16 protein-coding genes and 1 riboswitch are annotated in these 14,016 nt (G+C 45.5%); of the genes, 13 read left to right on the forward strand and 3 right to left on the reverse strand.

The window, feature by feature from the left end:
• Positions 1-4 precede the first annotated feature (4 nt).
• The 5 genes from AB1K83_RS03925 to AB1K83_RS03945 all read left to right on the forward strand — a co-directional run bounded on the left by AB1K83_RS03925 (position 5) and on the right by AB1K83_RS03945 (position 3,199).
• A complete protein-coding gene (locus AB1K83_RS03925) occupies positions 5-1,198 on the forward strand; it encodes a bifunctional 3,4-dihydroxy-2-butanone-4-phosphate synthase/GTP cyclohydrolase II (protein ID WP_413056845.1) in 1,194 nt (397 codons plus the stop codon).
• A gap of 13 nt (positions 1,199-1,211) precedes the next feature.
• A complete protein-coding gene (gene ribE, locus AB1K83_RS03930; protein ID WP_413056846.1) occupies positions 1,212-1,676 on the forward strand; it encodes a 6,7-dimethyl-8-ribityllumazine synthase in 465 nt (154 codons plus the stop codon).
• Between the two features lie 33 nt (positions 1,677-1,709).
• Positions 1,710-2,081, forward strand: coding sequence for an ASCH domain-containing protein (locus AB1K83_RS03935; RefSeq protein ID WP_413056847.1), 372 nt, complete (start codon positions 1,710-1,712; stop codon positions 2,079-2,081).
• A 9-nt stretch (positions 2,082-2,090) separates the two neighbouring features.
• Positions 2,091-2,531 carry a DUF2269 family protein gene (locus AB1K83_RS03940; RefSeq protein ID WP_413056848.1) on the forward strand — a complete coding sequence of 147 codons (441 nt, stop codon included), beginning with the start codon at positions 2,091-2,093 and terminating at the stop codon, positions 2,529-2,531.
• Positions 2,532-2,767: 236 nt separating this feature from the next.
• Complete coding sequence (locus AB1K83_RS03945; protein WP_413056849.1) at positions 2,768-3,199, forward strand: hypothetical protein; 432 nt, start codon at positions 2,768-2,770, stop codon at positions 3,197-3,199.
• A 37-nt stretch (positions 3,200-3,236) separates the two neighbouring features.
• Here AB1K83_RS03945 and AB1K83_RS03950 read toward each other — a convergent pair whose 3' ends face one another.
• Positions 3,237-4,406 carry a pyridoxal phosphate-dependent aminotransferase gene (locus tag AB1K83_RS03950; protein WP_413056850.1) on the reverse strand — a complete coding sequence of 390 codons (1,170 nt, stop codon included), beginning with the start codon at positions 4,404-4,406 and terminating at the stop codon, positions 3,237-3,239.
• Between the two features lie 150 nt (positions 4,407-4,556).
• Positions 4,557-4,665, forward strand: a riboswitch (SAM riboswitch).
• Positions 4,666-4,768: 103 nt separating this feature from the next.
• On the opposite strand from AB1K83_RS03950, the gene AB1K83_RS03955 reads away from it, so the two are divergent.
• From AB1K83_RS03955 to AB1K83_RS03970, 4 genes are all read left to right on the forward strand, one after another.
• Positions 4,769-5,782: a methionine ABC transporter ATP-binding protein gene (locus AB1K83_RS03955; protein WP_413056851.1), complete on the forward strand. Its 1,014-nt coding sequence runs from the start codon at positions 4,769-4,771 to the stop codon at positions 5,780-5,782.
• Positions 5,772-6,443 (forward strand): methionine ABC transporter permease, encoded by a 672-nt coding sequence (locus AB1K83_RS03960; protein WP_413056852.1) that lies wholly within the window; start codon positions 5,772-5,774, stop codon positions 6,441-6,443. The genes AB1K83_RS03955 and AB1K83_RS03960 overlap by 11 nt, the downstream gene beginning before the upstream one ends.
• A 16-nt stretch (positions 6,444-6,459) precedes the next feature.
• Entirely contained in the window at positions 6,460-7,290 is an 831-nt protein-coding gene (locus AB1K83_RS03965) for a MetQ/NlpA family ABC transporter substrate-binding protein (RefSeq protein ID WP_413056853.1), read from the forward strand.
• Positions 7,291-7,509: 219 nt separating this feature from the next.
• Entirely contained in the window at positions 7,510-8,322 is an 813-nt protein-coding gene (locus tag AB1K83_RS03970) for a MetQ/NlpA family ABC transporter substrate-binding protein (RefSeq protein WP_413056854.1), read from the forward strand.
• 49 nt (positions 8,323-8,371) lie between these two features.
• On the opposite strand, the gene pepF is transcribed toward AB1K83_RS03970, so the two are convergent.
• Positions 8,372-10,183 carry an oligoendopeptidase F gene (gene pepF / locus AB1K83_RS03975; RefSeq protein WP_413057080.1) on the reverse strand — a complete coding sequence of 604 codons (1,812 nt, stop codon included), beginning with the start codon at positions 10,181-10,183 and terminating at the stop codon, positions 8,372-8,374.
• Positions 10,184-10,277: 94 nt separating this feature from the next.
• Complete coding sequence (locus tag AB1K83_RS03980; protein WP_413056855.1) at positions 10,278-10,721, reverse strand: hypothetical protein; 444 nt, start codon at positions 10,719-10,721, stop codon at positions 10,278-10,280.
• A gap of 186 nt (positions 10,722-10,907) precedes the next feature.
• Here AB1K83_RS03980 and AB1K83_RS03985 point away from each other — a divergent pair, with 186 nt between their 5' ends.
• The 4 genes from AB1K83_RS03985 (at position 10,908) to AB1K83_RS04000 (ending at position 13,657) form a co-directional block, all read left to right on the forward strand.
• Positions 10,908-11,144 (forward strand): hypothetical protein, encoded by a 237-nt coding sequence (locus tag AB1K83_RS03985; RefSeq protein ID WP_413056856.1) that lies wholly within the window; start codon positions 10,908-10,910, stop codon positions 11,142-11,144.
• A 59-nt stretch (positions 11,145-11,203) separates the two neighbouring features.
• Complete coding sequence (locus AB1K83_RS03990) at positions 11,204-11,515, forward strand: DUF4870 domain-containing protein (RefSeq protein WP_413056857.1); 312 nt, start codon at positions 11,204-11,206, stop codon at positions 11,513-11,515.
• Between the two features lie 206 nt (positions 11,516-11,721).
• Complete coding sequence (locus AB1K83_RS03995) at positions 11,722-12,336, forward strand: YitT family protein (RefSeq protein WP_413056858.1); 615 nt, start codon at positions 11,722-11,724, stop codon at positions 12,334-12,336.
• Positions 12,337-12,439: 103 nt separating this feature from the next.
• Positions 12,440-13,657: an MFS transporter gene (locus AB1K83_RS04000; protein ID WP_413056859.1), complete on the forward strand. Its 1,218-nt coding sequence runs from the start codon at positions 12,440-12,442 to the stop codon at positions 13,655-13,657.
• Positions 13,658-14,016: the final 359 nt, after the last annotated feature.

Here is a 14,016-nt window from a genome sequence, read left to right on the forward strand (position 1 = left end):
AAACATGTTCGCAGCAGTTGAAAAAGCGATTGAAGAGCTCAAAAAAGGAAAAGCAATCATCGTAGTGGATGACGAAGATCGCGAAAATGAAGGGGATTTTGTGGCCCTTGGCAGATTCGCCACGCCAGAGATGATCAATTTCATGGCGACGGAGGGCAGGGGATTGATATGCGTCCCGATTGAAGAAGAGAAAGCGCAGCAGCTTGACCTTCCCCTCATGACTGATCGGAATAGTGATGCGCATGGGACGGCTTTCACCGTCAGCATCGATCATGCAAATTGCCACACTGGCATCTCGGCGTTTGAGCGATCAGAAACTATATTTGCCATGCTTGACGATCAGGCGGTTCCCGCTGATTTCAGAAGGCCTGGACATATTTTCCCTTTGATTGCCAAGCCAGGTGGTGTGTTAAAGCGGGCTGGACATACCGAAGCGGCAGTGGATCTGGCAAAACTCGCAGGTGTGGAACCGGCTGGAGTTATTTGTGAAATTATGAATGAAGACGGAACCATGGCGAGACGCCCCGATTTGAATATCATTGCGAAGCGCTTTGACCTTGTCATCCTGACAATCCAAGATTTGATCGCTTACCGAAGACATCGTGAAAAGTTGATCGAGCGAGTCGTTGACGTCCAACTGCCAACTGACTTTGGAACGTTCACTGCTGTCACTTATATTGAAAAGCTGACGGGACGTGAGCATATCGCATTAGTGAAAGGTGAAGTCGGAGACGGAGAAGATGTTCTCGTCCGTGTTCATTCCGAATGCCTGACAGGCGATGTGTTCGGTTCTTGCCGATGCGATTGTGGGCCTCAACTGCATGCCGCACTCGCCCAAATCGAAAGAGCGGGAAGAGGTATCTTGTTATATATGCGGCAAGAAGGACGGGGCATTGGACTTGTCAATAAAATGAAGGCTTATAAGCTCCAAGAAGAAGGGTATGACACGGTGGAGGCCAATGCGAAACTCGGGTTTGCGGACGACTTGCGGGAATACGGCATCGGCGCCCAAATCCTTCGTGATCTAGGAGTGAAATCCATGCATTTATTGACCAATAATCCGCGCAAGATCACAGGCCTGGCGGGACATGGGTTGGACATCACGGAACGTATCCAAATTGAAATGCCGGTAAAAGAAGAAAACAAAGCATATATGGCAACGAAAAAAGAAAAACTGGGGCATTTATTGCACAGCTAAGGGGGAAAACGACATGGCAGTTACTTTTGAAGGACATTTAGTCGGTACAGGATTAAAAATTGGAATCGTAGTGGCTCGGTTTAATGAATTCATTACAGGGAAGTTGTTGAGCGGTGCGGAAGATGCGTTACGTCGCCATGGTGTGCGTGAAGAGGATGTGGCAGTCGCTTGGGTACCAGGCGCATACGAAATCCCGCTTGTTGCAAAGAAAATGGCAAGCTCAGGACAGTACGATGCAGTGATCACGCTTGGCACCGTCATCCGTGGATCAACGCCACATTTTGATTATGTATGCAATGAAGTGGCGAAAGGTGTAGCGGCAATTGCTATGCAGGAAGGCATTCCGGTCATTTTTGGTGTCCTGACAACCGACACGATTGAACAGGCGATTGAACGTGCGGGAACGAAAGCTGGAAATAAAGGTTGGGATGCCGCTGCATCGGCCATTGAAATGGCGAATCTATTAAAAGATTTGTAAGACCTCCCCTCGAAAAACTAGACAATTATCGTTATGATAGAGGAGAAACTATTTAGAAGTGAGGGAATTGAATTGACTACTTATCCAGAAAAAACTTGTTCCATTGAAAGGCTCGTCACGATTCCGGAAGATGTCCAGAAAGTGATTGACGGCAAAAAAACAGCAACTCGCCGCAATGGTGTATATGCGTACCCAGGCGAAATTATGGTGCTGAACGGGAAAGAATTTAAGATTGACAAACTTTATTCCCAAACATTAGGCGAATTGACGGACGAAGATGCAAAGACTGAAGGATATTCAACGGTGGAAGAGTACAAGCAGTCCATGTTGGCAATCCATGATAAAATGCCTTGGCTTCCGACGATGTCTGTCTGGGTGCATGAATACAGCCCGGTTCAGAAATGATGTTTTCGTATGAAAGTCGGCGTCTATAGTATCTTTGTGTACCTGCATGTATTTAGCGCGATCCTTTCAATCGGTCCCCTATTCGTCTTGATGCCGATTATCCGACGCTTACGTAAAGCTAATCCGGATGCCGAATCCGCTTACCTGTCCATAATCCGTGCGATTATACGGATGGTTATGCATGCAGGGCATATGTTAGTTTTCACGGGTACCGTTTTGCTGATCATCGGACCTTGGCTGTGGTATACATCCTGGGTAGTTATGACATTAGCGATCATGTTGCTGTCTGCAGTCTTTTTGGCAAAAGGCTTCACCAACGTTTTGAAAAATTTCCATCAAGCGGCGGATAAGCATCAAGTCCTGAGTCGCCTAATGACCACTTCCTGGATGTACATCGGCCTGCTACTCATCATGCTTTGGCTGATGGTGCAAAAACCGGTGATCTGGTGAAGTTGTGTACATAACTGGTAGAGGCTGTCCAAATTACTGGGCAGCCTCTTTCTTGTTCGTCTGGCCCAGCTGATTCGTGGGAGCAGGAGAGGGACCGCTCATAACGTACGGCCAGCGCTCATATTGCCTCCCAACCGCTCATAAGCGTAGCTGTCCTTCGTCCAAGGTTCCCGGGAAGCCCGGTTTTACATATAGTAAGAGTGAACCGGAAATGTAAGAAGTAAGGAGCGGATAGTGTGTTCCGACAGCCACCATTTAATAACAATAGCATGCCGTTTCATAATAACATGCCGCTTAATAACAACAGCATGCCGCCCGATGAAGGATCGGTGGAAGTGGCCGCAAAGCTTGCGTTTGTTGGATCGCTGATAGCTACAATCGGAGATGCCATATCGACAATAGCAGCGGCGGTTGCAATAGAAGAGGCTAAAGCTGCAAATGCACAACAGCAACAACAATTTGGAAATCTCCAGCAGCAAATAGATGAATTGAAAAAAGCAGAGGCTAAGGCTGCAGAGGCACAACAGCAACAACAATTTGAAAAACTTCAACAGCAAATTGATCAATTGAAAAAAGAAGATGATCAAAATAAGCAATGTAATCCAGATATTGATACACTCAACAAACTATTGGAAAAACTGGTTGACCGATTGGATGGAGGAAAATGAAAAGACTGACGAATCAAACGAATTCGTCAGTCGTATTTTATTTAGAAAAGATGCCAAGTTGTTCAATTCGGGCAATTGCTTCCCTGATCCGCTTTTCGCTTTCCAATAATCCGACACGGACATATCCTTCTCCGTGCTCTCCGAAGCCATTCCCCGGTGATACGGCGACATTCGCTTTCGAAAGCAGTAGATCTGCGAATTCCTCACTAGTGAAGCCTTCCGGAACTGGTAGCCAGCCAAAGAATGAGCCCGTTGGCGGGGTGATGTCCCATCCGATCCGTCGGCATTCCGCAACGAGGACATTCCGTCGGCTTTCATAGAGTGCAACTAAATCTTCCACGCATTGTTGACTGTCTGTCAACGCGGTGATGGCCGCTCGTTGGACAGCAGGGAAGACGCTGGTGAATAAATGATCTTGCAACAAGTTGATCGCTTCCACAATTTCCGCATTTCCAACCGCGAATCCGACCCTCCATCCAGCCATATTGTACATTTTGGAAAGAGAGAGCATTTCGATGCCGACGTCTTTTGCTCCTTCCGCTTGCAGAAAGCTAATCGGCTTTTTGCCGTCAAATCCGATGGCGCCATAAGCGAAGTCTTGCAATACGTAAATGCCATGTTCTTTGGCAAAGGCGACCGTCTCTTCAAAAAATGGGAGGGTGGCGGTCACGCCTGTCGGGTTGCTTGGATAATTCAAATACATCAATTTTGCTTCCTGTTTTTGTCTATCGGAAAGTGCAGTATAGTCAGGAAAAAATCCGTTTTCCTCGAGAAGCGGCATCGTTTCATACCGGATATCAGCCAGGCTTACACCCGACAAGTAATCCGGATATCCGGGATCGGGAAGAAGCAATAATTCGCCTTCATTCAGAATCGCAAGCGGCAGTTCGACGACACCGATTTTTGTGCCGCCAAGGACAGCCACTTCGGTTTCAGGATCGACGGTCACGCCAAACTCCCGTTGATAATAGTCGGCAGCCGCCTGACGTAATTCTTTAGTTCCTCTGAATGGGGAATACCCATGGGTGGCAGGGTCTTCCACCGCTTGTTGCAACGCCTTGACAATATGCGGGGGAGTCGGTTGATCTGGATTTCCGCGGCCTAGATTGATGACATCTCGGCCTTCTGCCATAGCAGCCTCAACTTTGCCGATCAATGTTGTGAAAAAGTGTGGGGGTAACGCTTGCAATCGATTTGAAATCGCCATTTGGTTTTCCTCTTTTCTCAATCATCTGTTTAAAGAATAGTATACATATAATGCGGGACTATCTGCAAACTAGCGAAAATTGTCGAATAAGCTTGACTAATTGTTTAAATAAATATAAGCTAATCTAAGGTCAAAAAAATTAAATAATTACTCTTATCCAGAGCGACCGAGGGAAAGGCCCGATGACGTCCAGCAACCCCTTGTATACAAGGAAGGTGCCAAGTCCTACAGAGTGGATTTTCATTCTGAGAGATAAGCTGATATTGTTCAGTGCTTCTTTCATTGATGAAAATGGAAGAGGTTTTTTATATTTATTCAGCGGATAATTGGATACCCGTTGATTTGTAGAAAGAGGAGAGCCAATGATCCAGATCAAAAATCTTTCAAAAGAATACAAGACAAAGGGTGGCATCGTGAAAGGTGTAGACAATGTCACGCTCGAAATCCATACAGGCGAGATTTTTGGCATTGTCGGTTATTCAGGCGCAGGGAAAAGCTCATTGCTCCGTTGTATGAATTTATTGGAAAAGCCGACGAGTGGCACAGTCTTAGTCGATGACTTGAATTTAATCAAGTTGAAGGGGAGAGCCTTGCGCCAAGCCCGTTTGAAAATCGGAATGATCTTTCAACATTTTTACCTTATCAGTCAAAAAACGGTCTTTGAAAATATCGCCTTTGCCCTGCATGCAGCCAAAATGCCGGCGAATCAAGTGGAGGCACGAGTTACAGAATTGCTCGAAATGGTAGGTCTGGCTGACAAACGGAATGTGTACCCCGCGCAGTTAAGTGGCGGACAGAAACAGCGGGTCGGAATCGCCCGTGCATTGGCCAATAATCCATCCGTGTTACTTTGTGATGAAGCGACATCCGCCCTAGACCCGAATACGACAACGTCAATATTACGGTTGCTCAAGAAGATCAATCGTGAATTAAAAATTACGATCGTTTTGATAACTCACGAAATGAACGTTGTAAAAGAGATTTGCGATCGGATGGCGATCATGCAGGACGGGAAAGTGATTGAAGAAGGACAAGTATATGATATTTTCTCCGATCCGAAACAGCCGTTGACGAAAGAGTTCATCAGCAGTGTCGTTTCGTTCGATGTGCCGGATGCCATTTTAGAGACGTGCACCGGAACATTGGTGAAAGTGATATTTAAAGGAGATGTCGCCGTAAAGAGTGTTATTTCCGATACGATGCAGCATTTCAATGTAAAGGGGAATTTCTTGCACGGTTCTATCGAATATATTCAGGAAAGCCCGCTTGGCACGTTTTTAATGGAATTACAAGGAGATCCGCAGGAAATTCAAAAAGCGATCGATTATATGGTTGGACAAGAAGCGATTGTGGAGGTGATTGACAATGGGAATTGATATGGTACATATTGTTGAATTGATACCAGATATCACGAAAGCTTTTGGTGAAACTCTGTATATGATTGGCATTTCATTAGCAATAGCGATTGTCATCGGGCTGCCTTTGGGCATTCTGCTCTTTATAACGGATCGTGGACTGTTCTTGGAGAATGCACTGATTAATTCCTTCTTTGGTTTTATTGTCAATATGGTGCGGTCAATTCCGTTCATCATTTTGCTGGTCGCCTTGATACCATTGACTAAACTGATTGTCGGCAGCACAATCGGCCCGGCAGCTGCGAGTGTTTCCTTGTCGGCGGCGGCCATTCCGTTTTTTGCAAGGATTGTGGAAACATCCATGAGGGAGATTGACAAGGGAGTCATTGAGGCTGCAATCGCTATTGGGGCTTCTCCGTGGATGATCATCCGCAATGTTCTATTGCCCGAAGCCAAGTCGAGCATTGTCCAAGGTGTTACATTGACAGTTATCAGTCTGGTAGCCTACTCGGCCATGGCAGGTTTTGTCGGGGGCGGGGGAATCGGGGATCTGGCCATCCGGTTCGGTTATTATCGTTATGATAACACCATCATGGTGGTAACAGTTGCTATACTTATCATTTTAGTACAGTTAATTCAATTTACGGGAGATCGGGTTTCAAAAGCTATAGATAAACGATAATTGAGGAGAGAAGAAAATGAGAAAATTTGTATTGACGCTTCTTGCCGTTGTATTGGCTGCAGCCCTCGCCGCTTGTGGTGGGAAAGAAAAGGCGGAAGACACTACGGCTACAGAGGAAAAGAAAACGTTGAAATTCGGTGCTACTGCGGGACCGTATAGCGATATGTTGAAAAAAGCGATTACTCCAGGTCTGGAAGAAAAAGGTTATGAAGTGGAGATTGTGGAATTTAGCGACTATATCCAGCCGAACAATGCGTTGGATAGCGGCGATATTGACGCTAACTTGTTCCAGCATATCGTCTACTTGGAAAATTTCTCGAAAGAAAACAATATGGATTTGACGGATTTGATTGTTGTTCCAACGGCTCCACTCGGTATTTATTCAAATAAATATAAGTCACTGGATGAAGTGGAAGATGGTGCTTCCATTACGATCCCGAATGACCCGGTCAATGCAGCGAGAACATTGCTTGTGCTTGAAGCGAACGGCCTGATTAAAATGAATCCGGACGTCGAGCCGTTGAAAGCATCTGAAAAAGACGTAGTTGAAAATCCAAAGAACTTGGTCATCCAACCGATCGAAGCTGGACAGTTGCCACGTTCAGTAGAAGGAGCGGATCTTGCAGCGGTTCCAGGAAACTTCGCGTTGGCTGCCAACATGAACTTATTGGACGCACTTGCGTTGGAAGACATGCCGGATCAATTCCGTAACGTGGTTGCTGTGAAAACAGATAACAAAGACAAGCAATTTGCGAAAGATATTATCGAGATTGTAGAATCGGATAAATTCGAAGAAGTGATCGACTCCGATTTCCAAGGATTCGGTAAACCGGCTTGGATGCAGTAATCATCAGCTCGAAACCTTGAAACCTCGAATCCTAAATGAACTTGGAAAACCATCCCCTCTCCCAAAAATGAGGTGGATGGTTTTTCTGTCGTTGAAAGATGTCGGTAAATGAGAAAATATAGTATACTGACTCATGGAAGTATGAAAAACATACACAAAGTGCATCAATTTTTCTTCACGGTTTCACTGAAGAGTGGACGAGAATAGGAGAGCGGATGAATGATGAAAAGAACTGCCTTATTATTGATTATGATTTTGTTATTGGCGTCATTGGGTGCATGCAACGGTAAAAACGCCGCGCAAGATGACAAGACGTTGTTGATCGGCACAACCGGCGGGTCATTTAATTTTCTGTTGAAAAAAGCGGTCATTCCAGGGCTAAAAGAGAAGGGATATCAAGTAAGCTTCTTTGAGTACAAAGATATCGATGAGTTGAATGATGACTTGCTCGCCGGAGAAATCGATTTGAATCTCTTTCAGCATGAGGCCTTTTTGGACAATTTGAAACGGGACAAAGGCCTGCCGCTGTCGGCGGTGATTGATGTGCCAACCGAACCAATCGGCTTGTTCTCCGAAGTATACGATTCGTTGGACGAAATCGAGGAGGGGGCGACCCTCACGGTGCCGAATGATCCGGTGAATCTACCTGTGGCATTGGGAATGCTGCAGGAAGCCGGTTTGATTGCCTTGGATGCGGCGGTGGACGCGTCCAAGGCGACTGAAGAAGATATTGTGGATAATCCAAAGGATTTGCAGATCCAACCGATTTTGCTCAATCAATTGCCGGTTGCCCTGCAAAGTGCTGAACTATCGGTCATTCCGGGGGCTATGGCCATTTCCTCGGACTTGGATTTGAAGGAAGCTTTGGCGCTGGAAGAGGTGCCGGATCAATTCAAGAATATCTTTGTTGTGGCAACAGAAAATGAGGACGCTCCTTACGTGAAGGATTTGGCGGAGGTCATCCAGTCAAAGGAGTTTGCTGAGGTTATCCGTACGGAGAATATTTATTACGTCGAGAAAAAGAAGGAATGAAGAGGGGGCTGTCCGAATACGGATAGCCCCTCTTCCATTCTAAATTGCTTCAATCGGCTCCGATCTGCTCCGTTAGTTCAATTAATTCGTCAATTAACGCTCCTATATGGGCAATCGTCTTCCGCAATGGTTCATCCGTTGTGATATCCACTCCCGCCATTCGGGACAGCTCCGCAGGGGATTTGGTTCCTCCGGCTTTCAACACGTTTAGCCACTCTTCCACGGCAGGTTGTCCTTCTAGCAAGATGCGCTCGGACACTTGCGTCGAAATCGTCAAACCCGCACTATATGTGTACGGGTAAAGCCCCATATAATAATGTGGCTGCCTCATCCATGTCAACTCGGCCCCTTCATTGATATCCACGGTATCGCCCCAGAATTCCTCCAGCACTTCGCGTTTGTACCGGTTCAAGATCGTTGCATTGACATTGCCTCCTGCATCGACCCGGTCATACACTTTCCGTTGGTACGCTGCCTCCAGCAAGTGGGTGACAAAGTTATGATAATACGTCCGGGACACGATGGATGAAATGACCCATCGTTTGAACTTCGGATCTTCCGAGTTTTGCAGTAGATGGTTCGCCATGAGCATCTCATTCATCGTGGAAGGTGCCTCGATGAAATAAAGGGAAGGATCCGCATTGAAAATGTTTTGATTGCTGTTGGTGTAATGGAAATGGCCTGCGTGTCCCAATTCATGGGCCAGGACGAACACATCTTCCATGCTTCCTGTCCATGAAATTAAAATATAGGAATGATTGCCATAAGGACTGGAACAAAAAGCGCCCGTCGATTTGCCAAGGTTTTGGGAATAGTCTATCCAGCGATCTTCGTATGCCCTGTCCACCATGGCCAAATAATCATCTCCCATCATCGAGAGAGCTTCTTGAATATACTGTTTCGATTCCTCAAATGTAATTTTCGGTTCATACGTCGGATCGAGCGGAATTTTCAAATCGGCAAACGTCATCGTTTCCAAGCGATGGACCTTTTGCAGTAATTTGGCGTATTTCCGCATATGGGGAGCTAATTCTTTCATTATTAAGTCGATTTGTCGGTTGTACATAGACCGATCCACTTCCTGATCAACCAGCAAGTAATCAAATATCGTTTCATAGCCACGCAAGTCAGCTGTCGTCTTTTCCATCTGGACGTGCATATCATACGTTTTGGCAGTCGTATGTTGATAATCTTTTAATTTGGCTGAAAAAGCATCAAAGGCCGCCCGCCGCTTTGTCGTGTCGGGTTCAGATTCCCATCCTCCTTCAAAGGTGACATAACTGAGTGGATACGATTTCCCGCCCACTGTGAAATCATCGAATGATATATCGACTAATTTCGTCACATGATATAAACTGTAGGGCGCATTGAACGTTGCCGAAAAGGCGGCGAGTGCCTTTTCGGCCTCTGGATGCAATTGGTGCGGCTTTTTTCGGATGATTTGATTCAAATATCTTGCATGTCCTTCTGATCGGGAGGCGGCTTCTTGCAAGATTTCAGTCGGCAATGCGGATAACTCACTGCTGACGAAGGACAAGATGCCGCTTAGCTTGGCTGCGAATGTTCCAAACTTGCTCTCCCGCATTTGGGCTTCATCATCCGATTGGTCTACGGTGGTTGCCAAGCTTGCGTAAGTGGCCGCCGGGATGAATTTCTCCATGATGGTACGATAACCATGCAGTGCTTCATTGACCGACGATGGATCGGTAATTTTCCCTTTGAATTGTTCTTCAAATTGAACAACTTCCTGTTCCAACTCGGCAATGGCCTGTTCATAATCCTCTTCCGTTTTGAATAAATCCCCTAAGTTCCACGTTTCCTTTTCATTTACTTCAGAACGGTGTGGCAAAGTTTTCACAATGGATCTCCCCGTTTCTACTTATAGTCTGTGTATAGAATAGCATTCCGTTGTAATGATATTCCAATGAAAGGAGGATTGGCTCCAAAAGTACTCCTTACAAATGATTATTCAAGATGAACTGAACAAGCCAGTCCTTGTCAAGCGGACCATCGACAATTTCGTAATACAAGGAAGAATTTTGGATGATTAAATTTTCGTTGATAATAATCAAAATTGAGTTGTCTTCCTCATCTTGAAGACGTATGCTGAAGTGATCTATATCATCCGTGATGTCAATCTCTTCCGGTTTTAATTTTCGGACGTGGTAATGCTCTAAAAACAGAAGGAGAGCCTCAATCTCTTCCGGGTCATCGACAACCCAAGTGTCTGAGGAAAACCCGGAAATAGCCGGTTTGGAAAAGGTCAGTGAATTGAAAGGTTTGTGCCATTGAGAGAGAAATTGCGTAGAACCTCTCTCTGATTCGTCTTGATAGGATTGTATCATCATATAGGCGCCGCTGATCATAAGTGCTATGAGCAAAACCGCTCTTGTCTTCATAGTCATCCCCCCATCCTTTTTTCTAGTATACGCAGGAGGGGACCGTAAGATATGTACACCACGTCATGTCGTTTTTCAATTTTAGATTCAGGAATTTTTTTCAAAGCAATCATGAAACTTTCATCTTGGTAATTCGTATATATAGGGACTATTGGGAACTGCATAGATAAGATGAAGGGAGGGGCAATGATGTTATTTGTACTAGGCATTGTGACGGTCGTCATGGCTGTCCCGATTACGGCCATCGTTACGGACTACAAAAGGAAGACGTTAAAAATGAAAGCGGAAATGGTCCGGGACGAAATTGAGTTGGAGCAATTGAAACAACAGAACTTCATCATTGAAACCGAAAAAATGAAAATTGAATTGGAACAGATGAAACTCGATTATACACAGAAAAATAACGATATATTAAAAATATAAGGTTGGCAAAGATGCTATTATCCGGTGAAGCTTACAATCAGATAGTGGAGGTGTCTGGAATGGAAAAAACAGGTTTGAAAGTATTGGTTCATGCTAGCGCTTTCTTCGCTCCATTTTTGGTCCCGTTCATTGTATTTCTAATCATTGATGATGAGGAGGTCAAGCGGTTAGCCGTCCAGGCCTTGTTATTCCAATTGGTTATGGGGGCGTTAATCTTCCTGTCCGTTTTGCTTATCGTTGTGCTGATCGGTATTCCGATGCTCATTATTTTCGGTCTCATGACTGTGATCATTCCGATCATCGGAATCGTGAAGTCGTTACAAGGGGAAACATATAATTACCCGTTCGTCGGAAATTGGTTTCGTGCATAATTGAGGAGTAACGGCCCCCTCCGTTCCACAATCCGAAGGGGGCTTTAAGAATTTTTTATGTAGGAATGAAGTATGATGAAAGCTTGACGGACGTAACCAAACTTCATGATTTCATTGAATTGTTACAAAAGTGATTTCAGCCACTAGTAAAGAAAATGAAGGGCCTCACATATACATTAGAAAGTTGAAATGCTAGGTGGGGTTCCGTGTACTTTATACAGAAAGCGATTCGGATTATGATTGGCAGCCTCTTTGTTGCGATCGGCATCAACTTCTTTCTTGTGCCTTTTGGCTTGTTGGAGGGCGGGGCGCTCGGTATCAGTCTCATCTTCCACTATCTATTCGATGTGAAAGTGGGGCTGACTTTTTTGGTGATCAGTCTACCTATTTTCTTCTTGGCGTGGATGTTTTATCGTCCGTTTTTTTACAATGGTATCCATGGAATGTTGCTTTCTTCGCTCATTATCGATTTGTTGCATCCGCTTCATCAGTTGGGCGGGATATGGATTCCATCCCCTTTATTTAGTGCAATAGGTGGGGGCATTGTGATAGGTATCGGGATTGGCTTTATGCTTCGTGCGGATATTAGCCTCGGAGGGACCGACCTCTTAGCGCAGATGATGGCTAAAAGATTGAGAATGAATGCCGGAATCATGATTTTCTGTTTTGATATCCTGATCGTCACAATCGGGAGTTATGTTCTTCAATCGGTCTCCATTCTCTTGTCGATAACAACCGTGTTGTCTGTCGGTATGACAACAAGCTTAATGGTTGCAGCACCCTCTATCAGACGAGCCAGGCTCCAATATCGTAATCATTAGCATTCTAAAGCTAGAATAAGCCAAAAATGCCCTGCAATTCTAAAAAATACGGTATACTGAATCTACTGTATCTTTAGATTGAAGAAAGAGTGTGGGGTATCAAATGACAACAAGTAAAGAAAGCAATAAACTCGGTAACCCCGTCTATCCGATCATGTTTGCGATTGGCGGTGTGCATTTACTGAATGATTCACTCCAATCTGTCATTCCTGCCATGTTCCCGGTTTTAGAGAAAGCGAGAGGTCTGACGTTCACCCAACTCGGATTCATTTCGTTCGCGTTGAATATGGTGGCATCCGTGTTGCAGCCGGTCGTCGGTTATTTTAGTGACCGGAAGCCCCGGCCTTATGCGCTGCCGATCGGGATGACATTCTCCTTTGTCGGCATCGGAGCGCTGGCCTTTGCACCCGAGTACTGGATGATCCTCTTGGCAGTTATATTTCTTGGGTTCGGTTCCGCAGTATTTCATCCGGAAGGCTCCCGGGTTTCCTTTATGGCAGCTGGATCGAAACGCGGGCTTTCCCAATCGATCTATCAGGTGGGCGGGAATACCGGACAGGCATTGGCGCCCCTGATCAGCGCATTCATCTTGGTTCCGCTCGGTCAAAAAGGGGCAGCCTTATTCATGGTAGTGGCGGCCATTGCTATTTTTATCCTAACGAAAATCTCCGCATGGTATAAACGGCAGCTGGAGCAGGAAAAGCTGAATAATCGTAAGAAAGTTCTATTATCCTCCATGGCCAACCTAACGAAGAAGCAAGTCGGGATAGCGTTGACATTACTATTGATCGTCATTTTCGTCCGTTCTTTTTATGTGACGAATATCACGAACTTTTACATATTTCATTTGATGAAAGAATATGGGCTTGCGATTGACAAGGGCCAGCTGGTCATCTTTTTATTCCTGGCGCTTGGTGCGGTCGGCACCTTCTTCGGAGGTCCGATGGCGGACCGGATCGGGCGTAAGAACGTCATTGTCCTTTCCATCGCCGTGCCAATCCCGCTTAGTATCCTGTTGCCATACGTCCCTTTATGGGCGGTGATCGTCCTACTAATTGCCATTGGTTTTCTCATCATGCTCAGTTTCTCTGTTACAGTGGTCTATGCGCAGGAACTGGTACCAAGCAAAATCGGCACGATGGCCGGTTTGACAGTCGGCTTGGCTTTCGGCATGGGGGCAATCGGAGCAGTGGTGATCGGAATTCTGATGGATCATATTGGTATCTATACCACGATGGTCATCATCTCGTTTTTACCGATTCTCGGACTTGTTGGACTCGCATTGCCGCGAGATGGAAAAATTACGGCAGCTAACAATTAAGAATGATGTAAACCCGTCTCTTTGGCTACGGCTAAAGAGGCGGATTTTTGTATGGGGGTCTACAGCCCTTTTCAACTCCAATCTTCACTTAAGTTCGTACAGGCGCTTATAAGTTCACGGCAGTGCTTATAAATTCGTGCTAGCGCTTATAAGTTCACGCCAGCGCTTATAAATTCGTGCGAGCGCTTATAACTTCAGGCTAGCGCTCATAATTTCGTTCCAGCGCTTATAACTTCGGCCTAGCGCTTATAACTTCGTGCAAAGCTTATAATTTCAACCAAGCGCTTAAAACTCCTCACTAGCGATCATTAACTTCACTCCACCGTTCAAACCTTTCGTAAATATTCACTATCCCACCC

Origin of the sequence: Sporosarcina sp. 179-K 3D1 HS (assembly GCF_047228905.1) — a bacterium.
Taxonomy (GTDB): domain Bacteria; phylum Bacillota; class Bacilli; order Bacillales_A; family Planococcaceae; genus Sporosarcina.